Source organism: Nonomuraea sp. NPDC049269, assembly GCF_043197155.1.
Classification (GTDB): domain Bacteria; phylum Actinomycetota; class Actinomycetes; order Streptosporangiales; family Streptosporangiaceae; genus Nonomuraea.
On record NZ_JBICSO010000003.1, the window covers coordinates 17,309 to 38,583 of the forward strand.

Sequence of the window (21,275 nt, forward strand, 5' to 3'; positions counted from 1 at the left end):
CGCCCCCGCCGCACCGGCGGCGAGGTGCCGGTGCGACGGGGGCGGCGAGCCGGGCTCGGTCAGAAGCCGGCCGTGATCCTGGTGAAGTCCCAGTTCGACTGGGCGATTCCGCTGCAGTTCGACACGACCCCGCCACCCGGGCATGGCCGGTCGCGGTTGACGGCCCAGTAGGCGAGCCTGGTCAGCCCGTTGTTCCTGGCGTAGTCACGGATCTGGGTCCATGTGGCCGTGGAGGTGAGTTCCTGCTGGTCGGACAGGCCGTTCATGCCCGAGATGCCCATGTGCGCGTACGCCTGGGCGTCAGACCAGCCGAAGGCCGTCTTGAGGGTGTTCTTCAGCCCCTCGGAGGCGTTGACCGTGCTCTGGTACATGTTCGAGCCGCCGCCGAAGTCGAACGGCATGATCGTGTAGTTGTCGATCGGGACCGCGAGCTCCTTCGAGCGGTTGATCAGGCGGGTGCCCCAGTAGGTGGGGCCGGTGGTCGAGGTGCCGAAGGTGACGACGACCTTGACGTTGGGGTTGTTCTGCTTGACGATCTTGAGGCCGTTCAGGATGCGGTCCTGGACGGCTTCGCTCTCGAACTCGTCGGTGTTCTCGATGTCGAAGTCGACCGCGGCGGGGCCGACGGCGTTGATGACCGTCTGCACCGCGCCGGCGAACGCGGCGGGCGTCGAGCAGTTGGGGCCGAGCTTGTTGCCCGACCAGCCGCCGAACGAGACCTGCACGCTGCCGCCGGCCGACTTGATGGCCGAGATGGCCTGCGCGTCGGCGCCGCCGGTCAGGGGACGGCTACCGTCCCAGGCCGCGTTGCAGCCGCCGCTGGACAGGATGAACGCCATCGTGAACGACTTGACGCCGGTCGCGCTCATCACCGTGGCGGGCGCGGGCGGGTCGCCCCAGCCCATGTAGAGGTACGGCGCGCCGGGCAGCTTCGAGCCGGTGGTGCAGCCGGTGGTCGTGCCGGTGACCGCGGCGCTGGAGGCCGACTCGCCTACCGAGTTGTACGCCCTGACGGTGTAGGTGTGCGAGGTGCAGGCGCCCAGGGAGCCGATGGTGGCCGACGTCCCGGAGACCGTGGCCCTGACCGTGCTGCCCTCGTACACGCGGTAGCCGGTGACCGTGCCCGACGACGCGCCCCACGACAGGGAGAGCGAGCTGCTGGTGGACCCGCTGACGCTCGGCGAGCCCGGCTGGCCGGGGGCGCCGGTGCCGGCCGAGGTGGTCGCGGTGACGGAGTTGCTGACGGCCGAGAGGTTCCCGGCGGCGTCACGGGCGCGGACCGTGTAGGTGTAGCTGGTCGAGGCCGCGAGCCCGCCGTCGGTGTACGTGGTGCCGGTGGCCGTCGTCACCAGTGTGGAACCGCGGTAGACGTTGTAGCCGGTGACGCCCACGTTGTCAGTGGAGGCGTTCCAGGCCAGCGAGACGCTGCTGGAGGTGGCGCCGGTCGAGCGGAGGTTGCCGGGCACCGAGGGCGCGGTGGTGTCGGTGCCGCCGCCGGAGACGGGCTTCCACAGGGCGGGCACCGCCGGCGGCGTCCAGTCGGGCTGGGAGGTGTGGGCCTGGATGCACTCGTAGTCGACGCCGTTGTAGGTGACGCGGGTGCCCACGGTGTAGGCCGTCCATGCCGTCCACGCGGGGTAGGCGAAGGCCACCGCCCCATAGGCGCTGGGCATGGCCGTGGTGAGCCCGGTGCCCATCATGGCCAGAGCGGCGAGTAAGGCGAGGAACATGCGGCGAAATCTCATGGCATTCCCTGGTGGTGCGGCTTGACGGGTCATGTCCTTGTGTCGTGCCGTACGGCTTGCGCCGGGGGGTGAGAGCGCAAGCCGTACGGCACCGGCCCGCGAGGTGTGACGGGCCACTGGGGGATGGCAGCAGGGGTTTGCTCGGTCAGTCAGGATGGGTGGGGAACGGCCACGCCGAACGCTCGTTCCCACGGCCCGGAACGCGTCGGAGATGCCGGGCCCTGAGCGGACGAGGGGGCGGCGACCGCGACATGGCTTCCTGATTCAAGATTTCTTTTAGGAAAGTTTCCTAAGAGTTGTCGCGATCGTAGCCTTGACACCAAGGTCTTACAAGACCCAAAACGGCGGAGCGCCGAAACGTGGCGCTCCGCCGAAATGACCCCGGAAAATCAGTTCTGCTGGGTGATGCGGACGTCGTCGACGCCTGCTTCGACGAGGGACGCGCCGGCGGCGTCGGCGGCCTCGATGAGGATGCGGACCGTCTGCCCCGCGTACGCGCTCAGGTCGGCCGTGGCCGTCGCCCAGGAGCCGTTACGGTTGGACGCCGCGCCGGCCTGCTGGAAGACGGTCGTCGTAGTGTTGCCGACCACCCTGACCCGGAAGTAGTCGGCGCTGGAGGCGTTCGAGCCGTGCGCCAGGTACCACGACAGCGAGAGGCTGAGCGTGCCGGTGGACGGCAGCGTGATGGGCGGCGACTGGATCGAGGTGACGCCGCCGTCTATGTCGAAGTCACCGGCGGTGGTGCCCGCCAGACGGCCCGTGACCAGGCCGTTGGTGCCGCTGACCGTGGTGCCGAGCTGCTTGGTCCCGGAGGAGGTGGTGGCCTCCGGGTCACCGCGCTCCCACGCGCCGGTGCCGGCCGTGTCGGCGGTGCTCGGGTTGGCGGCCCAGCCGGTGTCGGTCTCGAAGGTGTCGGAGTAGACGGTCACGGGCGGGGTGCCGGTGCCGCAGTACTGGGCCTGCTTGCCGATGATCCGGTAGACGCAGTCGGAGTACTCCAGGAAGCGGAGCACCGCCTCCCTGTTGCGGGTGGTCTGCGGCACGATCTGCTCGTCCGGCGGGTAGAAGCCGGGGCTGGAGCCCCTGGGGTACATCTCGAAGGTGAAGCTGAAGATCTTGTAGACGCCCCACAGCCAGTCGTCGATGGTGCCGTCGGTGATGTAGAGGTCGCTGGCCTGCTCGGGGGTGTAGCTGTTGGTGCCGGCCATGTTGCGGCCGAGCGCGGCGAAGGCGTCATGGTCGTCCTGGGTCATGCCAGGGCCCGTGTCGTTGAAGGTGTAGCCGAAGGGCCACAGGACGAGCTCGGAGTAGGTGTGGAAGTCGATGTTCGACTTGATCTGCTGGACACCGCCGACAACCCGGCCGCGGACGAAGTTGGCCGTGCTCCTGACCTCGGGTGCCGACTCGGCCGACGCGCCTCGGTAGGTCTCGCTGGAGGCCGAACCGGAGGAGCCGCCGCAGCAGCCGAAGTTGTAGGCCCAGTTGCGGTTCAGGTCGGTCCCGACGGCCGAGGAGCCGCTGTTCGGCTGGCGGTTCTTGCGCCAGGAGCGGTAGCTGCCGGTGGCGATGTCGTACTCTCCGCCGTCCGGGTTCAGGTCCGGCATGATCCAGATCTCCCTGGAGTTCACCAGGTTCGTGATCCGGGTGTCGGTGCCGTAGTTGTCCACCAGCAGGTGCATCAGGTAGAGCGCCATCTCCACCGTGAGGTGCTCGCGGGCGTGCTGGTGCGCGGTGAAGAGCACCTCCGGCTCGGCCTCGTCGGTCGCGACGTTGTCACTGATCTTGACCACGCGCAGCGCCCTGCCCTGGTACGACGTGCCGTAATTGGACACGGTCGCGATGCTGGGGTGGGCGGCGACGAGCGCGTTGATGTCGGTGTTCATCTCCGCGTAGTTGTGGTAGCCGGAGTCCGCGGACGGGAAGTCGAAGGTCCCGGCCTCGTCGGACGGGGATAACGGGCGCGACACCTCCGCCACCCGGTAGCCGAGGCTCCTGATCGCGTCCACCTCGGCCGCCGTGGCGGTGATCAGGACCGAGTCCTTGGTCACCTCGTCGATCGCGGCGCCGGTCGCCGCGACGGCGCTGCGTTGCTGGGCGTTCGCCGGTCCCTCCACGCGATACTGCCGGTTCGGCGGCGGTTCGGCGGCGGCCCCGGCTCCGGTCATGCCGGTCAGGCAGACCAGGCCAAGGACGGCTAGCAGGATGACAAATCGGCGTTTCACCTCGTCCTCCTCGAGCGCGTGGGCTAGTTGTTGACACGCGCCTGAACTGAGGGTGAGGACGTTGTGGTAGTTGGCAAAGGCCCAACTTTCCGGCCGTCCAGTGGGCCCGTTTCCTGCCGGTGCCAGAGCCTGACAGGTAGGTGACAGGTTACTGCCAGGCCGTTACCAGGGCTTCTAGACACGCTGAGCGGCATGAGTTATGCGATCGAAGCCGAAGGGCTCGTCAAGAGGTACGGCGAAACGGCCGCGCTCGACGGGATCGACCTGCGGGTGAGAACCGGGACCGTGCTGGGCGTGCTGGGCCCCAATGGGGCGGGCAAGACCACCGCGGTACGGATCCTGGCCACGCTGGTGGCCCCCGACGCGGGCCGGGCCCTCGTGGGCGGGTTCGACGTGACCCGCCAGGCCGGGAAGGTGCGCGAGCTGATCGGCCTGACCGGCCAGTACGCCTCGGTGGACGAGAAACTGACCGGCACCCAGAACCTGGTGCTGATGGGCCGGCTGCTCGGCCTGAGCCGGTCCGAGGCGCGGGCCAGGGCCACGGCGCTGCTGTCCCGATTCGGGCTGACGGACGCCGCCGACCGCCTGGCCGGCGGCTACTCGGGTGGCATGCGCCGCCGTCTCGACCTGGCCGTGAGCCTGGTGAGCAGGCCGCGGATCCTCTTCCTCGACGAGCCGACCACCGGCCTGGACCCGCACGCCCGCGGCGAGCTGTGGGACGCGGTCAGGGAGCTGGTGGCCGACGGGGTGACCGTGCTGCTGACCACCCAGTACCTGGAGGAGGCCGACCAGCTCGCCGACGACCTGCTGGTGATAGACGCCGGCCGGACGGCGGCGAGCGGGAGCCCCGGTGAGCTGAAGTCCCTGGCCGGCGGGCATCGGCTCGATGTCAGGCCGCTGCTGGCCGCCGATGTGGAGAAGGCCGAGTCGATCCTGCGTACCCGGGCCGAGGGCGGTCTGTTGAGCATCCCCATCCATGACCTGTCGATGCCGCCCGCTCTGCTGAGAGAGCTCGACGACGCGGGCATCGTGCTCGCCGAGCACGCCCTGCGGCTGCCCTCGCTGGACGACGTCTTCCGTACCTTGACCGGAGCCGAGAAATGACCACTGCTATCTCTCAAAGCCTGACACTTGCCTGGCGCAGCCTGATCCCGTTGAAGAACAGCCCCGGCCAGCTCATCGGCATGCTGCTGCAACCGGTTTTCATGATCGTTGTCTTCGTCTATCTGTTCGGCGGGGCGGCGGGCGGTGACCGGGACGGCGCGGTGCTGTACATGCTGCCCGGCGTGCTCGTCCAGGTGGCGTTGATGGCGACGATCGGCACCGGCATGAACCTGGCCACCGACATCGGCAACGGGGTCTTCGACCGGTTCAGGACGATGCCGATCGCCAGATCCGCGCCCCTGGCCGGGCGGGTGCTGGCGGACCTGCTGACGCTGCTGGTCACGATCGCCATGTCGCTGATCGTGGGGTACGCCGTGGGGTTCCGCGTGCGCACCGATCCGCTGAGCACGCTGGCCGGGGTCGGCCTGGTGCTGCTGTTCGCGATGGCGCTGAGCTGGGGATCGGCCTGGATCGGCCTCATCGCCAAGTCCGTCACGTCCATGCAGGGCATCTCGACGGCCGTGCTGCTCCCGCTGACGCTGGGCAGCAGCGCCTTCATCCCCGCGACGGACCTGCCCGGCTGGCTGACCTGGTGGATGGGCGTCAACCCGGTCTCGCACCTGGCGGGGGCGATCCGCGGCCTCTTGGTCGGCGGACTGCGGGGCGCGGACCTGTGGATCACGTTCGGCTGGACCACCGCCCTGCTCGCCGTCTTCACCCCGCTCGCGCTGCGGGCCTACAACAGGAGAGTTCGATGATCACGTCCACCGAGACCATGACCACCCGCGACGGCGTCACGCTCGTCGCCACGCTCTGGCGGCCCGCCGGGCCCGGTCGCTTTCCGGTGCTGCTGTCCCGCACGCCGTACGGCAGGGCCGGGCAGGGGCCCGGACTGCACCTGGACCTGCCCCGGCTGGTGGCCGCCGGATACGCGGTCGTCGTCCAGGACGTACGCGGGACCGGCGACTCGGACGGCGCGTTCCGGTTCATCGCCGGGGAGGCCACCGACGGCTACGACGCGGTGCGGTGGGCGGCCACGCGGTCCTGGTCGGACGGGAACGTCGGTATGTTCGGCGACTCATACCTGGGCATCACCCAGCTCCTGGCCGCGCAGGAGCGCCCGGAGGGCCTGCGGGCCATCGCGCCGCACGTGGCGCCCGCCGGACTGCACGAGGTGGTGTACAGCTCGGGCGTGCCCAACCTCAACATCGTGCTGACCGTCAGCGCGTTCGTGCTCGCGGTCAACGAGCTGGACCGCCGCATCAAACGGGGTACGGCGCAGGAATCCGGCAAGAACGCCTATCTGGCGGCGCTGGGCTTCCCCGACCGGTTCGCCGAGACCATGCAGGAGCTGGCCGAGCGACTGCCGCTCAGCGACCAGCCGCTCCTGGCCGACCTCGTGCCCTTCTACGCCGGCTGGATGGACCACCCCGACCCGGCCGCGGAGCTGTGGCGGGACGGCGTCGTCCGCTACGACGAGATCGAGGTGCCGGCGCTGGTGGGCACCGGCTGGTACGACTACTTCCGCGACGCCTCCCTCGGCCACTACCAGCACCTGCGCGGCGGATCCCGGCTCGTCGTGGGCCCGTGGGCGCACTACACGCAGGACGGCGACGTGGGCGGGCGGGACTTCGGGGAGCAGGCGAGCCAGGACGCGATCGACTGGACCGACCTGCACCTGGACTGGTTCGGCCAGTGGCTGCGCGGCGAGCCGGCGCCCGAACGGGCCAGGGTGACGTACTTCCTGATGGGCGCCGACGAGTGGCGCACCGCGGCGGACTGGCCGCCGCCCGCCGCCCGGCGCGCGGCCTTCCACCTCGGCCCGGACGGCACGCTCGGCACCATCCCGGCGGGCGGCGGGGGCGGGGAGTTCGTCTGCGACCCCGACCACCCGGTGCCCACGGTGGGCGGCGCGGTGATGATGTTCGACGCGTTCGGGCCGCTCGACCAGCGCCCGCTGGACGAGCGTGACGACGTGCTGCGTTACCAGAGCGAGCCGCTCGACGGCGCGCTGGAGGTGACGGGGGCGGTCGAGCTGGTCGTGCTCGTGTCGTCCACCGCGACCGGCACGGACGTCGCCGCCAAGCTGATCGACGTGCACCCCGACGGCCGCGCCGAGCTGCTGACCGACGCCATCACCAGGGTGATGGACCTGGTGCCGGGCGAGGTGCGCGAGGTCAAGGTCGAGCTGGGCGCGATCTCGAACCTCTTCCGCCCGGGGCACCGGATCAGGATCGACGTGGCGGGCTCGAACTTCCCCAGGTTCGGCAGGAACCCCGAGAAGGGCACGACCACGATCCACGACCCGTCCTACGTGATGCTGCCGATCATCTCGTAGACCTCCTGCCTGGTCATGGCGGCGCCCTTGCCGTGCAGGCCGTCATAGCGTGAGTCGCCGAGCGCGGCCCTGGCCGACACCGTCCCCGCGACGGTGTCGGCCGCGATGTCAGGCGGCTCGACCGCGGCCGACGCGCCGAACAGGACCGCCGCGCGTTCCGGGGCACCGCCCGCCAGCTCGGCCAGCGCGCAACCGGCCAGCACCACCGACAGGTACGGCAGATCGGGCGTGGCCCCCAGCAGGCCGAGCGCCAGGCGGTGCTGTTCGAGCCCGGCCTCGGGGTCACCGCCGGCCGCCAGCGCCCTGCCGTAGCCGGTCCGGACCGCGACCGCGAGCTGCGGGATCGCCGGGGCCTCGGTCAGCAGCCCGAACAGACCGCGATAGGCGGCCAGGCTCTCCTCGATGTCACCGAGCCGGTAGGCCAGCGCCGCCTCCCCCAGGCCGAGCTGGATGAGGGTGAACGCCGAGATCTCCTCATCCACGCCGCGCCGGGCCCTGGCCGGGTCAGTGATTCCGGCGGCGGCTCGGCCGGCGGTCCCGAGGCGGGCCTTGGCCAGGTCGGCGGCGGCTCCGTCGAGGTCGCCGCTCTGCGCGCGGAGCGTCGCCAACCGCGTCAGCGTCGAGATCGTCTCCTCCGGGCTCACCCACTCACTGGTGAGCGAGACGGTCTCGGCGATCAGCTCGTCCGCGCGCTCGCCGCGCTCGGCGCGCAGCGCGGCGAGGTTCAGCAGCGCCTCGCTCAGCCCCCACCGTTCACCCAGCTTCCGGAAACCGGCCACCGCCTGTTCGAGCGCCTTCTCGGACCGGTGCGGGCCGCCCATCATCTTGGCCGAGCTGGCCAGCCAGAGATCGTCGCTCGCGGCGTACCGGTCGAGCAGCGCGGCGGCGTGCTCGTCCCGCCCGCTCGCGCCCGCCATGACGGCCCGGGCGATCAGCAGCAGCGGGTGGGTGGGGCCTTCCCGTTCCGCCGCCTCGATCAGCTCGTCCATGTGCGCCGACAGCGCCTCCATCGCCGGCCGATCACTGACGATCGCGGCGAACCGGTCCACCCCGTCCGCGAACAGGCAGGCCGTGTACACCCGCACCAGGCCTTCCGGCGGGCTGTCGCCCGCCAGGTCGAGCACCTGCCGCGCCCACGTCGCGCCGTCGCGCCGGTAGCCGCACATCCACCAGTACCAGTTGAGTGCCGCGCAGAGCCGCAGCGCCAGCTCCACGTCGCGCTGGTCGAGCGCCCAGCGCAGCGCCACCGCGTAGTCGTCGCGCTCGGCCGAGAGCCGCTCGATCCACTCGATCTGCGCGCCGGTCCGCAACTCGGGAACCGCCCGTTCGGCGAGATCGAGCAGGTGTACGACATGGCGCCGCCGGTACGTGTCCCCCTCCCCCGCCTCGGCCAGCCGGTCGGAGGCGTACGCGCGGATCGTCTCCAGCATCGAATAGCGGCCTTCCGGCGACACCTGGACCAGCGACTTGTCGGCCAGCGCGCCCAGCACGTCGGCGGTGCCGCCGCACACGGCCTCGACGGACTCGAGCGTGGCACCGCCCGCGAAGATCGCGAACCTGCGGGCCAGCTCGCGTTCGGGCTCGTCGAGCAGGTCCCAGCTCCACTCGACGACCGCTCTGAGCGTCTGCTGGCGGGGCAACGCCGTACGGCTGCCGCCCGTCAGCAGCCTGAAACGATCGTCGATGCGGTCGGCGAGCTGCCGCGGCGTCATCGTCCGCAGCCGGGCCGCGGCCAGCTCGATGGCCAGTGGCATTCCGTCCAGCCTGCGGCACAGGGCCACCACGGCGGCGACGTTCTCCTCGTCGAGGGCGAACGCGGGCCGGGCCGCGGTGGCGCGGTCGAGCAGCAGCCGCACCGACGGGTATTCGGCCGCCCGCGCCGCGCCCACCCCCGTCGGGGGCGGCTCCAGCGGCGGGATGGGCACCAGCCGCTCTCCCGGCACACCGAGCGGCTCGCGGCTGGTGGCCAGCACATGCACGCCCGGGCAGCCGGTGAGCAGGTCGTCGGCCAGGCGCGCGGCGGCGTCGACGAGGTGCTCGCAGTTGTCCAGCACGATCAGCACCCGGCGCTCGCCCAGGGCCTCGACCACCTGCTGAAGCGGTCCGGGCCCTTGGTGAGGGGTGCCGGGGACGGGATCCTTGCGTGAGTAGCCGGGACGGTCGTCGCGCAGGCCGAGGGCGTCGAGCACCGCGCCGGGAACGGCGGCCGGGTCGGTGACGGGGGCCAGCTCGACCATCCACGTGCCGTCGAACCGCGCGCCCATGCGCAGAGCCGCCTCGCCGGCCAGCCTGGTCTTGCCCGCGCCGCCCGGGCCGACGATCGTGACCATCCGGGCGTGGCCGAGGACGGCGGTCAGCAGGTCCAGCTCGTCCTCTCGGCCGATGAACGTGGTCAGAGGGACTCGGACGTTGCCCTTGGGGAGGTCGCGCCGCTTGGGGGCGGCCTGCCGAACGGGAACGTCGCCTGACAGGACGGCCAGGTGCGCGGCGCGCAGCTCGGGCCCCGGGTCGACGCCGAGTTCGTCGGCGAGCGTCCCGCGGGTGCGCTCGAACAGGGCCAGCGCGTGGGCCTGCCGCCCGGTGGCGGCGAGCCCGCGCATCTCCAGCGCGCACAGCCGCTCCCGGAGAGGGTGGGCGCTCACCTCCGCGGCCAGATCGGCGGGCTCCCCCGCCGCCAACCGCGCCTCAGCGCGAGCCTCGACGGCGGCCAGCCGATCCTCCTCCAGCCCCGCCGCCACATTCGCCAGGTACGGCACGCCGCCAAGGTCGGCGAGCGCCGCCCCACGCCAGAGCGCGAGCGCCTCATCGAGCGCCGCCGTCCCGCTCGCGCCCGCCTCCCAGGCCGCGCTCGCCTCCCGGGGAGAGCCCGCCTCCGGGGAAGACCGCGGAGGTCCGAGGGAGCCCGCGTCCCGCGAAGCACGCGCATCCTGGGGAAAGCGCGCGTGGTGGGGAGAGCCCAGCGCCTGGGAAGGGCCCGCGTCCTGGGGTGAGTGCGCGGCTCGGGTCAGGGTGCGGAAGTGCAGTGCGTCGACCTGGGCGGGGTTGATGGCCAGCAGGTAGCCGCCCGGCCGGCTTTGCACGATCTCGTACGGCCGGAGCGCCACACGCAACCGCCTGACCAGCGTCTGCAGCGCGTTGGCGGCGTTGACCGGCGGCTCGTCCGGCCACAGCGCGTCGATGAGCCGCTCCGACGTGACGGTCCGGCCGGCTTCCAGGGCGAGGACCGCCAGGAGCGCCCGCACCCGGAACCCACCGACCACGACCGGCTCCGCGTCGGCCGTCGCCACTTCCAGCGTCCCAAGGATGGAAATCCGCACGAGACCCATCCTGCCGCGTCCCGCAGGGTGAGCGCTCAAGCGGGACGGCTCACGCGACCACCCCTAGCCGCGCGAGCCGTACCCACTCTCAAACGGCGAACCCGCCGAACAACAGCGCGGCCAGCCCCAGCGCCAGCAGCAGGTTCACCGCCGTCGCGGCGGCGAAGACGCCGACCGGACGCCAGCCCGCCTCCCTCAGCGAGGAGACGCGGAACTCCAGCCCGATGCTGACGAACGCCAGGATCAGGAACCACACTCGGAGGTCGTTCACCACCCCGATGGCGGCCTTGTCGCCGCCCACCCCCAGATACCAGGTGGCGATCACCGAGGCGGCCACGAAACCGAGCACGAACTTCGGAAAGCGATGCCACAGGTCGGCCAAACGCGGCCGGGGCGCGTCGGGGCGACGCTCGATCTTGAACGCGAAGTAGGCGGTCAGCGCCACGGCGACGACGCCCATGAGGGCGTTCTGCGTGACCTTGACGATGGTGGCGACCTGGAGCGCCTGCTCGCCGACGATCGCGCCCGCCGCCGTCACGGCCGCCGTGGTGTCGATGTTGCCGCCGATCCACGCGCCCGCCACCTCGGGGCTCAGCCCCAGCGCCCCGGCCAGCCAGGGCAGCACGAAGATGGACGGCAGCGCGAACGCGATCACCAGGCTCGCGCTGTAGGCGAGCTGCTCCTTCTTGGCCTGTACGGCCCCGGCGGCGGCGATGGCCGCGCTGACGCCGCAGATCGACACGGCGGACGCCAGGAGCGCCCGCAGCTTGTCGTCCAGCCCGAGCCGCCCGCCGAGCCACCAGGTGAACAGGAAGACGCAGCTGATCAGCACGACCGCCTGGGCGATGGCCGGGCCCGCGGCGGTGACGATCACCTTGAGATTGATCGACGCTCCGAGCAGCACCAGGCCCGTCTTGATGAAGAACTCGGTCCTGAAGCCACCGGAGAGCCGTTCCCGCAGCCCGGCGGCGGTCAGCACGGCATTGCCGATCAGGCCGAGGGCGATGGCGTACACGGGATACTCGATGGCCGCGCCCAGTTGCTCGAACGGCCCGCCCTTCGTGGCCGCGGGCACGCTCTGCTCCAGGAATCTGGTGGCGGCGCCGAGCACCAGCACCGCCAGCACTCCTCCGGCGACGTCCAGGCCGGTGGTCGTCCGGCCTTCGGTTGCTTCGGCGCTCATCACGGCACCAGCCCGGCTGGGATCACGCCTGTGATGACGAGCACGACCAGCGCCAGGCCGACGATGGTCGCCGCCCAGTCCTCGTTGATCGACCGCATGGGTTTCACACTAAACCTACATGGAATTCAGGTAAAGTGGTCTTGTCGAATTTTCCGACGATCCCAGGAGCGGTTTACACCGTCCGCCATTCATGATGGATTCGGGCAATGACCGTACAAGGGACGTGCGACCCCCGGTTCTCGCTGGTCGCGGAGGAGTTCGACCGCAACCTCGCGCTGCGCGGCGAGGTCGGCGCGTCGGTGTGCGTGGTTCTCGACGGCGAGGTCGTCGTCGATCTCTGGGGCGGCGAGGCCGCTCCCGGCGTCCCCTGGCTGCACGACACGATCGGCCATGTCTGGTCATGTACGAAGGGCGCCACGGCGCTCTGCGCGCACATGCTGAGCGCGCGCGGCGAGCTGGATCTCGACGCCCCCGTCATCCGCTACTGGCCCGAGTACGGCGCGCACGGCAAGGGTCCGACGCTGGTCAGGCACCTGCTCTCGCACCAGGCGGGGCTTCCGGCGCTGCGCGAGCCGCTGCCGGACGGCGCGTTCTACGACTGGAAACTGATGGCCGACCGGCTGGCCGGCGAGCAGCCGTTCTGGGAGCCGGGCACCAGGCACGGCTATCACGCGCTGACGTTCGGCTACCTGGTCGGCGAGGTCGTCCGCAGGGTGAGCGGGCGCTCGCTCGGCACGTTCTTCCGCGAGGAGGTGGCCGAGCCGCTCGGCCTGGACTTCTGGCTGGGCCTGCCCGAGGAGCACGAAGGCCGGGTCGCGCCCACGATCCCCGCCGATCCGCCGACGGACCCGCCCACGTTCTACGTCAAGGCGTTCACCGACCCCGGCTCCATTCCGGCGCTGCTGCTGGCCAACCAGGGCGGCTACATGACGACGCTCGGCGAGTCGGACAGCCGCGAGGCGCACGCGGCGGAGTTCGGCGCCGTCGGCGCGGTGACCAACGCCAGGGGCCTGGCCGGCATGTACCGGCCGCTCTCCCTCGGGGGCGGCGAGCTGGTGACCGAGGAGCAGGTGGCCGTCATGGGGCTGACCGCCTCGGCGGGGACCGACGCGGTGCTGGCCGTGCCGACCAGGTTCTCGACCGGCTTCATGAAGGCGGCCGACAACCGGTACCTGCCGCCCGCCGACAGCGAGGGCGCGCTGCTGTCCGCGACCGCGTTCGGGCACGCGGGCATGGGCGGCTCACTCGGCTTCTGCGACCCGGCCGCCCGGCTGGCCTTCGGCTACACGATGAGCAAGCAGGGCATCGGACTCGGCGTCAACCCACGCGGCCAGGCCCTTACGGATGCCACCTATCTGTCGCTCGGCTACCGGCAAGCCCATGGCGGGATTTGGTACGCGCCAAGGGATTAATCACGCGGTACCGTGATATGTCATCACGCTTCAGGAGCCAGCCGCATGTTCTTCGGTATCACGGATCTGCCGACCTACGTCATCGGCGCTTTCCTCATCATCCTGTTGCCGGGCCCCAACTCCCTGTACGTCCTGAGTTCGGCGGCCCAGCACGGGGTGCGGCACGGCTACCGGGCCGCGGCGGGCGTCTTCGTCGGCGACACGGTCCTGATGGCGCTCACAGCCGCGGGCGCGGCGTCGCTGCTGCGCTCCAGCCCGCTGCTGTTCACCATCGTCAAGTACGCGGGCGCCGGCTACCTGGCCTGGATCGGCTTCCAGATGCTGCGCGGCGCCTGGCGAGCCTGGCGCTCCCGGCCCGACATCGCCGAGCCCGTCGCCGCCGCCGAGGCCGCGATCCCGGGCCGCCCGCCGAACCCGTTCCGCAAGGCTCTGACGATCAGCCTGCTCAATCCCAAGGCGATTCTGTTCTTCGTCTCGTTCTTCCTCCAGTTCGTGGATCCGGGGTACGGCACGCCCGTCCTGTCGTTCCTCATCCTGGGCACGATCATCCAGATCTTCAGCCTGCTCTACCTCACCGGGCTCATTTTCGGTGGCACCTTCCTGGCCGCCCAGTTCCGCGCCCGCAGGAAGCTCAGCGCCGGCCTGACCTCGGGCGTCGGCGCTCTGTTCCTGGGCTTCGGCGCCAAGTTGGCCACCACGTCGCTGAGCTGAAACCACCTCGACGGTGAGGCGCAAGCACCCTTTGGTTGAGTGACGAGTGGCGGCGACGCGCCACCCGCGTCGCAGCTACTCGGACCGGCACAAATCCATGGAACGTGTCAAAAGAGGCAGTGGCATACCACGCCATCGGGTACGGTAAGCCACCGGCAAGCCTGGAGTAACCAAGTCGTAACCTCGACTGGCCCATCCAGGAAGCCTGGTCTCCCGAAGCCCGGGTAGTTCGCTGATCGTCGGCCAATCTGCGGAGCAGCCTTGAACCACGTTCCCGTAACCCTGCCGCGCCTGACAGCGCTGATGCGTCAGGCGGTTCCCCGGCTGCTCGAAGGCGTGGTCGCACCGCTCGCCGTCTTCTACGCCGCCCTGGCCGTGCTGGGGCTCAACGGGGCACTGGCCGCGGCCGTGTCCTGGGTCTACCTCGGGGTCGCCTGGCGGCTGATCAGGGGCATCCGGGTGCCCGCCACGATGATCCTGGCCGCGATCGCGATCACCGCCCGGGCCGCCGTGGGCTTCTGGACCGGGAGCTGGGTCGTCTACTTCATCCAGCCGGAGCTGGGCACGCTCTGCATCAGCATGGCCTTCCTGGCCTCGGTGCGGCTGAACAAGCCGCTCGTGCAGAAGCTCACGCTCGACTACATCCACCTGCCGTCGGCGGTGCTCAAGCACGAGCGGGTCCGCAGGTTCTTCGCCAGGATCACGCTGCTGTGGGCGTTCGTGCTGATGGCCAACTCCACGGTGAGCATCTGGCTCGCGCTGCACGAGTCACTCAGCGCGTTCATGCTGCTCCGCACGTCAGCGGTGGCCGTGATCAGCGGTCTCGCGATCGTCTTCTCGATCTTCGCCTTCAAGCGGGTGCTGCGCCGCCTGCACGTGGCCCACACCTGACCGCTCGGCGAGCAGGAACGCCCCGCACATCGCCATCACCAGCCCGGTCAGCGTGCCGAACAGCTCCACCAGCCCCACCACGCCGGTCATCCGCGCGCCGAGCGGCCCGCCGGCCACCGTGAGGATCATCGCGTAGAGCCCCCAGCCGAACATCACGCCCGTGCCGAGCCAGCCGACCACCAGTGGCCGCCAGAACGGCCCGGCGCCCCGGCCTCTGACGAGCAGGACCAGCGCGATCCCCGCCCCGAGCGCGAGCAGGCCCTTGAAGCCGTCCTGTAGCGCCTGGACCGGCGAGGGGTTGGCGACTGCCCAGTACAGGCGGATCCCGCCGAGCACCGCCGACACCGGCAGCGCCCCTCGGGCGACGACGGTCTGGAGCGGCCTGGTCGGGCTCGCCTGGCCGGAGCCGAGCGTGGCGGAGAAGACGCCCGGCCACCGATCCTTGGCGTACAGGACGAACGCCACCATCAGCCCCACGCCCTGCCCGATGAACCCCCCGTAGACCGTCATATAGACCCAGGGTGCGATGGGCCCGTCCGTCGAGAAGACCGACACGCCCTCCAGCAGGACGCCGACCGGCGCCGTGACGACCACCACGGACAGCAGGCCGGTGCCCACCCACAGAGGGAGCAGCACCAGCCACGCGGGCAGCCGCATGCCCTGCCGCGTGGTGAACGCCAGCGCCAGGAGCAGCGCGACCGCGTCCATGCCGAACGTCATCGCGTTCAGCCCGACCATCGCCGGGTCCTTCATGAACACCGGGTCGGAGACGCCCACCGGATGGCCGGTCAGCCAGAAGATCTTCAGGGTGAGGTACGGGAGCATGGCGGCCATCGCCACGATCGCCGCCGTGATGCGGCCGATTCCGGCCTGCTGCGGAGTCATGTGCCAACCGTGCGCCTTCCGGCTCCGCCGGCCCTCCCGCCGCGAGGGGATCCGCCTCACCCGCGCGGGGGAACCGCGCCGACCAGAGGTAAGGGACAACCCTGACAACGGAGTCAGGGTGGTGCCAGGCAAACCCTCCCGGTAGTGCTAACCCCACCCCAAAGCCGCCTACACGCACTCCTGCGCTGGCAGGGTCAGCCCGCTTTGATCGTAGGGAGTCGTCCGGAAGTCATCTGAGCGCCCCCGACGAAAGTGGGGGGTCATGCGTGCCGATCGACCGATGTGCCGTGGCCTGCGGAGTTTCTAGCTTCAAAGGGAGCGGGCCCCGACCCCTGTCGGGGTGGGGCCCGCGTTCGACCGGGGTGATCCCCGATGTCTCACGGCACCTCACACCGACACGCTGTGAAGGCGCCCCAACGATCGGAGTACACGCAATGTCGCACGCCATTCTGGACCTGGTCCAGCAGATGATGTCGTCGCCTTGGCTGTACCTGGCGCTGTTCGCGCTGGCACTGCTGGACGGGTTCTTCCCGGTCGTTCCGGCGGAGACCTCGGTGATCACCGCCGCGGTGTTCGCGGCGTCCGGGCAGACGAATCTGGCGCTGGTGATCGTGGTGGCCGCGCTGGGCGCCTTCGCGGGTGACCACGTCTCCTACCTCATCGGCAAGAAGTCCGGCGGCCGGCTGCGCGACCGCAAGGCGTTCGTGTGGGCCGCGAACGCGCTGGCCGAGCGCGGCGGGATGGTCCTGGTGGTCGCCCGCTACATCCCCGGCGGGCGCACCGCGACCACGCTGACCATGGGCGCCGTACGCCATCCGCTGCGTTCCTTCACCTTCTTCGACGCGATCGCCGCCTCCTCGTGGGCCGTGTACTCCGGCCTGATCGGCTTCTTCGGCGGGATGGCGTTCGAGAACGACCCGATCAAGGGCCTGCTGCTCGGTCTGGGCATCGCACTGTCCATCACCGGTGTCGTCGAGGCCGTCCGGTGGTCGCGGAAGCGACGCGCCATCCAGGCTTCCCCAGAGCGCCTTTCGGTGGACACGTCTGTTTGACCTCGCCCGGTAACCATCTGTTTGAGAGGAGTGGGCATGACTGTCCTGGCCGCTGTTATCGCCCTGGTCGGTTCGCTGTTCTTCGCGCTCGGCGCCGCGCTTCAGCAGTTCGAAGCGGCTGGTACGGCCAAGCCCACCCTGCTCACGCTGTTGCGGAGGCCGCGCTGGCTGCTCGGCGGCCTGTCGATCCTGTCCGGCGGCGGCCTGCACGTCGTCGCCCTGGGCCTGGGCCCGCTGACCGTGGTGCAGCCGATGGGGGTGGCCAGCCTGCTCTTCGCGCTGCCGATCGCCGCCGCGCTGCACGGCCGCAGGCCCACCCGCAAGGAGCTGTCCGCCGCGGGCCTGGTGGCGGCCGGGCTGATCGGCCTGGTCCTGCTGGTGCCCGAGTCGGAAGGCCCGACGTACCTGAGCCCGAACGGCGTGCTGACGCTGCTGGCGGTCGCCGGCGTCGCGTCGGTGCTGCTCTGGGCGGGCTCGAAGATCGCCTCCCCGGCGGGCCGGGCGGCGCTGCTGGCCACCAGTGCGGGCGTGCTGTACGGCGCCACGGCCACGCTCATGCGGGCGCTGGTCGACGGCTCCTGGAACTGGTGGTACTTGCTGGCGCTGCCGGTGCCCGCGCTGCTGGCGCTGATGATGCTCCAGCGGGCCTACGCCGTCGGCCACTTCGGCGTCTCCTTCGCCTCGCTGCAGATCGCGGACCCGCTCACCGCGGTCGCCTTCGGCGCACTGCTGCTGGGCGAGCCGCTGCCGAGCGGGCTGGTCCCCATCGCGGCGGCGGCGCTGACCGCGGCGGGCACCCTCGCGCTGGCCCGCACCACCCCGCTGGAGGCGCGCCACTGACCTGCCCGCCGCCAGATCCCCTACTCAACCCCCGCCCCGGCCCTCCCCAGCCGGTCAGCGTCCACACTTTCGACTGGAGTCCCTGTCATGGCCATGCCCCTGCGCACCGCCCCCGACCCCACCGAGCTCGCGCCCCTCCCCAGGCGCCCGCGCCGCATCCTGATCTCCACCGACACCTACCCGCCCGATGTCAACGGCGCCGCCGTCTTCACCTATCGTCTGGCCACCGGTCTTGCCGCGCGCGGCAACGAGGTACACGTCGTCTGTCAGTCGGACCAGGGCCCGGCCACGGCCGAGGTGGTCGACGACGTGGTGGTGCACCGGCTGCGCTCCGCGCCGCTCCTGGTCCACCCCAGCATGCGGGTCACCGTCCCCACCCGGCTGGACTGGCTGCTGACCGCCATCGAACCCGACGTGCTGCACACCCAGGGCCACTTCGTGGTCGGCAGGGCCGCCATCGCCGCCGCCCGCCGCCGCCGGGTGCCCATCGTGGCCACCAACCACTTCATGCCCGACAACCTCTTCCAGTTCGGCCACATCCCCGACCGGCTCAGGCAGAAGGCCGGGCAGCTGGCCTGGCGCGACTTCAGCCGCGTCTTCAACCGCGCGGACCACATCACCACGCCCACCCCGCTGGCCGCCAAACTGCTGGCCGACCAAGGCTTCGCCCGCGAGGTGGAGTCGGTGTCCTGCGGCATCGACCTGACCCGCTTCCACCCGCACGCCGAGCCCAAGGCATGGGCCCGCAAGCTGTTCGACCTGCCCGACCGGCCCACCGCCCTGTTCGTCGGCCGCCTGGACGAGGAGAAGCGCATCGACGAGCTCGTACGCGCGCTGCCGTTCGTGCTCAACGACACCGAGGCGCAGATCGCGCTCGTCGGGCAGGGCAACCAGCGGGCGGAACTGCAGCGGCTGGCCGACCGCATCGGGGTCGGCGACCGGGTGTTCTTCCTCGGCTTCGTGCCCGACGAGAACATGCCGCAGGCGTTCGCCGCGGCCGACCTGTTCGCCATGCCGGGCGTCGCCGAGCTGCAGAGCATCGCGACCCTGGAGGCCATGGCCAGCGGGCTGCCCGTGGTCGCGGCCGACGCCATGGCGCTGCCGCACCTGGTGAACGGCAACGGCTACCTGTTCGAGCCGGGCGACGTCATGTCGCTGGCCCGCCACATGACCTCCATCCTCACCGACGAGGACCTGTGCGCCCGCCTGGGCAAGGCGAGCCGCGACCTCGCCCTCACGCACGACCACCAGACCTCCCTGGCCCGCTTCGAGAAGATCTATGACGAGGTGACGCGATGACCCAGATGGAAGTCCCCGGTCGCGGCGTGGCGCCGGTGGTGAGCGCGGTGACCGGCGCGGTGATCGCCGCCGCCGCGCTCGCCTACGCGCAGATCGCACTGCCCGGCCAGCCGCTGCTGAGCGACTACGCGCTGGTCCCCGGCGGAATGATGCCCGTACTGATCGGCATGCTCGCCCTGGCCTGGTCCTGCGTGTCCCTCGCGTACGGCCTGGCGGCCCGCGAGCCCGCCCGCAGCGCGGCCACCCGGGTGCTGCTGCTGGCCGGCGCGGCCGGGCTGATGCTGAGCGCGGTCTTCCCCACCGATCCGGGCAACGCGGCGATCGGCACGCTGCCGGGCGAGATCCACCGCTGGTCCTCGGCCGTCGTCTTCACCACCCTGCCCGTGGCCGGCTGGATCCTGGCCAGGGGCCGCGTGCCCCTGCCGAAGTGGAACCGGGTCAGGGCGCTCAGCGTGACCTCGGCCGTGGCGCTGGCCGCCTACCTGGCCGCGCACCCGGCCTCCTTCACCTCGCCGCTGATCGGCGGCGCCTCCTACTACGGGCTGCTGGAACGCGGCGTGGTGCTGGCCGAGATCGCGCTGGTCGTGTGCATGGCCATGACCGTCGTCGAACGGCGGACCGCGGTCCGCCCCGTGGTGCCCGCTCCAGCCGAGAGCCCCGAACGCCTGGCGGCCTGACGCGCCGACACTTCGCCCGGCGTCGAAGGGATTCGGACCTAGCGTGGGTCCATGCTCATCACACGCCATGCCGAAGCCGTCGCGGTGCTGTCGGACACCAGGTACGTGCCGCCTCCGGTGCGTCAGGACGCGCCGGCCGGGACGCTCCCCTGGCTCCGCGCCCAGGTGTCCCGGTTCAGCACCGGCGAGGTCCACGCGGAGCGGCGCCGCCTGGTCACCGAACGGCTCGCCGCGCTCGACCCGGCCGCGCTGCGACAGTCCGCCACGGCGGCGACGCTGGAGCGGGGCGGCGACTGGCCGGACGTCCCGACGGCGGTGCTCGGCGCCGCGCTCGGGATCACCGACGAGAAGCGGCTGGTGGGGGCGGTGACCGCCGCCGCCGCGGGCTACCTGTCAGGCGAGGAGGGGCCCGAGGCCGACGCCGCGGTGGCCGACCTGGTCGAGCTCCTGGCCGGCGAGGGCGACCCGATCCCCCGCATCACCATCCTCCTGCAGGCCCACGCGGCCACGGCCGGCCTCATCGCGAACGCGCTCACCCACGCCGAACCCGGCGATGACATCGACGGCCTGCTGCGAGAGACGCTCCGCCACGATCCGCCGCTCAAGGCCAGCCGCAGGCTCGACCGTCAGACGGGCGACGAGGTCACCATCGACCTGGTGGCCGCCAACCGCGACCCGGCCGTGTTCCCCGAGCCCGACCGGTTCGACGTCTCGCGCGGTCCGGCGCCCCACCTGACGTTCGGCTCGGGTGTGCGCCCCTGCCCCGCCTCCGCCCACGCGCTCGCCCTCGCGGCCGGCGTGCTGGAAGCGGTCCTGCGACCGGAGGATGCCCGATGAGCACCCGATTCCGTGACCTGCACCGGCCGGGCGACCCGCTGCTGCTGCCCAACGCCTGGGACTACGGGTCCGCCGCCGTACTGGCCGCGCACGGCTTCCCGGCGATCGGCACCACCAGCCTCGGCGTGTCCGCCGTACACGGCAAGCCGGACGCCGCGGGCGCCACCAAGGCGGAGACGATCGAGCTGGCCGAGCTGCTCAAGGACCTCGGCGTCCTGGTCACCGTCGACATCGAGGGCGGTTTCAGCGACGACCCTGCGCAGGTGTCCGACCTGGTCGCGGCGCTGGCGTCGCTGGGCGTCGCGGGCGTCAACCTGGAAGACGGCCGGCCCGACGGCACGCTGCGGCCGATCGCGCTGCACCAGCGGATCATCGAGGCGGCCAAGGGCCATGGCGTGTTCGTCAACGCCAGGACCGACACACACTGGCTGAAGACGGGCGACACGCGGGAGCGGGTGAGCGCCTACGGGCACGCCGACGGCATCTTCGTGCCCGGTCTCCGCGACCTGGGGGAGATCGCCGAGGTGGTGGCGAGCACGCCGCTGCCGGTCAACGTGCTGTACCTGCCTGACGGGCCCACGCTGGCCCAGCTCGCGGAGGCGGGCGTCGCCAGGGTGAGCACCGGGTCGCTGCTGTACCGGGCCTCGCTGCACGGGGCGCTGTCGAGCCTGCTGGCCGTACAGGGAAAGGCCGCGCCCCCGGCGCCGACGTACGCGGAGATCGCCGCGATGCTGCCGGAGCCGCGATAGCCGCGCACGCCGA

Annotated in this window: 17 protein-coding genes; 12 read left to right on the plus strand and 5 right to left on the minus strand. The window is 71.3% G+C overall.

The annotated features are described in order from the left end of the window. Positions 1–59: 59 nt before the first annotated feature. Both ACGFNP_RS17820 and ACGFNP_RS17825 read right to left on the minus strand, forming a co-directional pair. Positions 60–1,745 carry a fibronectin type III domain-containing protein gene (locus ACGFNP_RS17820; RefSeq protein ID WP_393319746.1) on the minus strand — a complete coding sequence of 562 codons (1,686 nt, stop codon included), beginning with the start codon at positions 1,743–1,745 and terminating at the stop codon, positions 60–62. A gap of 389 nt (positions 1,746–2,134) precedes the next feature. Continuing rightward, positions 2,135–3,967, minus strand: a complete 1,833-nt coding sequence (locus tag ACGFNP_RS17825; protein ID WP_393319749.1) for a M14 family zinc carboxypeptidase — start codon at positions 3,965–3,967, stop codon at positions 2,135–2,137. 192 nt (positions 3,968–4,159) lie between these two features. Here ACGFNP_RS17825 and ACGFNP_RS17830 point away from each other — a divergent pair, with 192 nt between their 5' ends. The 3 genes from ACGFNP_RS17830 to ACGFNP_RS17840 are packed head-to-tail and all read left to right on the plus strand — an operon-like array spanning position 4,160 to position 7,409. Then, a complete protein-coding gene (locus tag ACGFNP_RS17830) occupies positions 4,160–5,071 on the plus strand; it encodes an ATP-binding cassette domain-containing protein (RefSeq protein WP_393319752.1) in 912 nt (303 codons plus the stop codon). Next, complete coding sequence (locus ACGFNP_RS17835; RefSeq protein WP_393319755.1) at positions 5,068–5,829, plus strand: ABC transporter permease; 762 nt, start codon at positions 5,068–5,070, stop codon at positions 5,827–5,829. Before ACGFNP_RS17830 ends, ACGFNP_RS17835 begins: the two co-directional genes overlap by 4 nt. Beyond that, on the plus strand, positions 5,826–7,409 hold the full coding sequence (locus ACGFNP_RS17840) for a CocE/NonD family hydrolase (RefSeq protein ID WP_393319758.1): 1,584 nt from the start codon (positions 5,826–5,828) through the stop codon (positions 7,407–7,409). Before ACGFNP_RS17835 ends, ACGFNP_RS17840 begins: the two co-directional genes overlap by 4 nt. Here the strand turns inward: ACGFNP_RS17840 and ACGFNP_RS17845 are convergent. Both ACGFNP_RS17845 and ACGFNP_RS17850 read right to left on the minus strand, forming a co-directional pair. Next, positions 7,382–10,726, minus strand: coding sequence for a BTAD domain-containing putative transcriptional regulator (locus tag ACGFNP_RS17845; protein WP_393319761.1), 3,345 nt, complete (start codon positions 10,724–10,726; stop codon positions 7,382–7,384). The genes ACGFNP_RS17840 and ACGFNP_RS17845 overlap by 28 nt on opposite strands. 88 nt (positions 10,727–10,814) lie before the next feature. Further along, positions 10,815–11,909, minus strand: coding sequence for a YeiH family protein (locus ACGFNP_RS17850; protein ID WP_393319764.1), 1,095 nt, complete (start codon positions 11,907–11,909; stop codon positions 10,815–10,817). A gap of 206 nt (positions 11,910–12,115) precedes the next feature. On the opposite strand from ACGFNP_RS17850, the gene ACGFNP_RS17855 reads away from it, so the two are divergent. The 3 genes from ACGFNP_RS17855 to ACGFNP_RS17865 all read left to right on the plus strand — a co-directional run bounded on the left by ACGFNP_RS17855 (position 12,116) and on the right by ACGFNP_RS17865 (position 14,923). Further along, positions 12,116–13,321, plus strand: coding sequence for a serine hydrolase domain-containing protein (locus tag ACGFNP_RS17855; protein WP_393319767.1), 1,206 nt, complete (start codon positions 12,116–12,118; stop codon positions 13,319–13,321). Between the two features lie 45 nt (positions 13,322–13,366). Continuing rightward, complete coding sequence (leuE, locus tag ACGFNP_RS17860; protein WP_358317448.1) at positions 13,367–14,032, plus strand: leucine efflux protein LeuE; 666 nt, start codon at positions 13,367–13,369, stop codon at positions 14,030–14,032. 261 nt (positions 14,033–14,293) lie between these two features. After that, positions 14,294–14,923, plus strand: a complete 630-nt coding sequence (locus ACGFNP_RS17865) for a VC0807 family protein (RefSeq protein ID WP_358317446.1) — start codon at positions 14,294–14,296, stop codon at positions 14,921–14,923. Here the strand turns inward: ACGFNP_RS17865 and ACGFNP_RS17870 are convergent. Continuing rightward, on the minus strand, positions 14,831–15,808 hold the full coding sequence (locus tag ACGFNP_RS17870; RefSeq protein ID WP_358317444.1) for a hypothetical protein: 978 nt from the start codon (positions 15,806–15,808) through the stop codon (positions 14,831–14,833). The two genes, ACGFNP_RS17865 and ACGFNP_RS17870, sit on opposite strands and share 93 nt — an antisense overlap. Positions 15,809–16,242: 434 nt before the next feature. Here ACGFNP_RS17870 and ACGFNP_RS17875 point away from each other — a divergent pair, with 434 nt between their 5' ends. The 6 genes from ACGFNP_RS17875 (at position 16,243) to ACGFNP_RS17900 (ending at position 21,262) form a co-directional block, all read left to right on the plus strand. Next, the gene (locus ACGFNP_RS17875; RefSeq protein ID WP_393319770.1) at positions 16,243–16,860 is read left to right on the plus strand and encodes a DedA family protein; all 618 of its coding nucleotides are present in this window, start codon (positions 16,243–16,245) and stop codon (positions 16,858–16,860) included. Positions 16,861–16,896: 36 nt separating this feature from the next. Continuing rightward, complete coding sequence (locus tag ACGFNP_RS17880; protein WP_358317440.1) at positions 16,897–17,700, plus strand: DMT family transporter; 804 nt, start codon at positions 16,897–16,899, stop codon at positions 17,698–17,700. An 87-nt stretch (positions 17,701–17,787) separates the two neighbouring features. Next, positions 17,788–18,999: a glycosyltransferase gene (locus tag ACGFNP_RS17885; protein ID WP_393319773.1), complete on the plus strand. Its 1,212-nt coding sequence runs from the start codon at positions 17,788–17,790 to the stop codon at positions 18,997–18,999. Next, positions 18,996–19,676 carry a DUF998 domain-containing protein gene (locus tag ACGFNP_RS17890; protein WP_358317438.1) on the plus strand — a complete coding sequence of 227 codons (681 nt, stop codon included), beginning with the start codon at positions 18,996–18,998 and terminating at the stop codon, positions 19,674–19,676. The genes ACGFNP_RS17885 and ACGFNP_RS17890 overlap by 4 nt, the downstream gene beginning before the upstream one ends. Before the next feature lie 51 nt (positions 19,677–19,727). Beyond that, positions 19,728–20,513: a cytochrome P450 gene (locus tag ACGFNP_RS17895; protein WP_393319776.1), complete on the plus strand. Its 786-nt coding sequence runs from the start codon at positions 19,728–19,730 to the stop codon at positions 20,511–20,513. Next, the gene (locus ACGFNP_RS17900) at positions 20,510–21,262 is read left to right on the plus strand and encodes an isocitrate lyase/phosphoenolpyruvate mutase family protein (RefSeq protein WP_393319779.1); all 753 of its coding nucleotides are present in this window, start codon (positions 20,510–20,512) and stop codon (positions 21,260–21,262) included. Before ACGFNP_RS17895 ends, ACGFNP_RS17900 begins: the two co-directional genes overlap by 4 nt. Positions 21,263–21,275: the final 13 nt, after the last annotated feature.

Bases quoted from the DNA above. Each gene is read 5' to 3' on its own strand.
- ACGFNP_RS17820 (WP_393319746.1), bottom strand. From the start codon at position 1,745: ATGAGATTTCGCCGCATGTTCCTCGCCTTACTCGCCGCTCTGGCCATG.
- ACGFNP_RS17830 (WP_393319752.1), top strand. From the start codon at position 4,160: ATGAGTTATGCGATCGAAGCCGAAGGGCTCGTCAAGAGGTACGGCGAA.
- ACGFNP_RS17835 (WP_393319755.1), top strand. From the start codon at position 5,068: ATGACCACTGCTATCTCTCAAAGCCTGACACTTGCCTGGCGCAGCCTG.
- ACGFNP_RS17840 (WP_393319758.1), top strand. From the start codon at position 5,826: ATGATCACGTCCACCGAGACCATGACCACCCGCGACGGCGTCACGCTC.
- ACGFNP_RS17850 (WP_393319764.1), bottom strand. From the start codon at position 11,909: ATGAGCGCCGAAGCAACCGAAGGCCGGACGACCACCGGCCTGGACGTC.
- ACGFNP_RS17855 (WP_393319767.1), top strand. From the start codon at position 12,116: ATGACCGTACAAGGGACGTGCGACCCCCGGTTCTCGCTGGTCGCGGAG.
- leuE (WP_358317448.1), top strand. From the start codon at position 13,367: ATGTTCTTCGGTATCACGGATCTGCCGACCTACGTCATCGGCGCTTTC.
- ACGFNP_RS17870 (WP_358317444.1), bottom strand. From the start codon at position 15,808: ATGACTCCGCAGCAGGCCGGAATCGGCCGCATCACGGCGGCGATCGTG.
- ACGFNP_RS17875 (WP_393319770.1), top strand. From the start codon at position 16,243: ATGTCGCACGCCATTCTGGACCTGGTCCAGCAGATGATGTCGTCGCCT.
- ACGFNP_RS17880 (WP_358317440.1), top strand. From the start codon at position 16,897: ATGACTGTCCTGGCCGCTGTTATCGCCCTGGTCGGTTCGCTGTTCTTC.
- ACGFNP_RS17885 (WP_393319773.1), top strand. From the start codon at position 17,788: ATGGCCATGCCCCTGCGCACCGCCCCCGACCCCACCGAGCTCGCGCCC.
- ACGFNP_RS17890 (WP_358317438.1), top strand. From the start codon at position 18,996: ATGACCCAGATGGAAGTCCCCGGTCGCGGCGTGGCGCCGGTGGTGAGC.
- ACGFNP_RS17895 (WP_393319776.1), top strand. From the start codon at position 19,728: ATGCTCATCACACGCCATGCCGAAGCCGTCGCGGTGCTGTCGGACACC.
- ACGFNP_RS17900 (WP_393319779.1), top strand. From the start codon at position 20,510: ATGAGCACCCGATTCCGTGACCTGCACCGGCCGGGCGACCCGCTGCTG.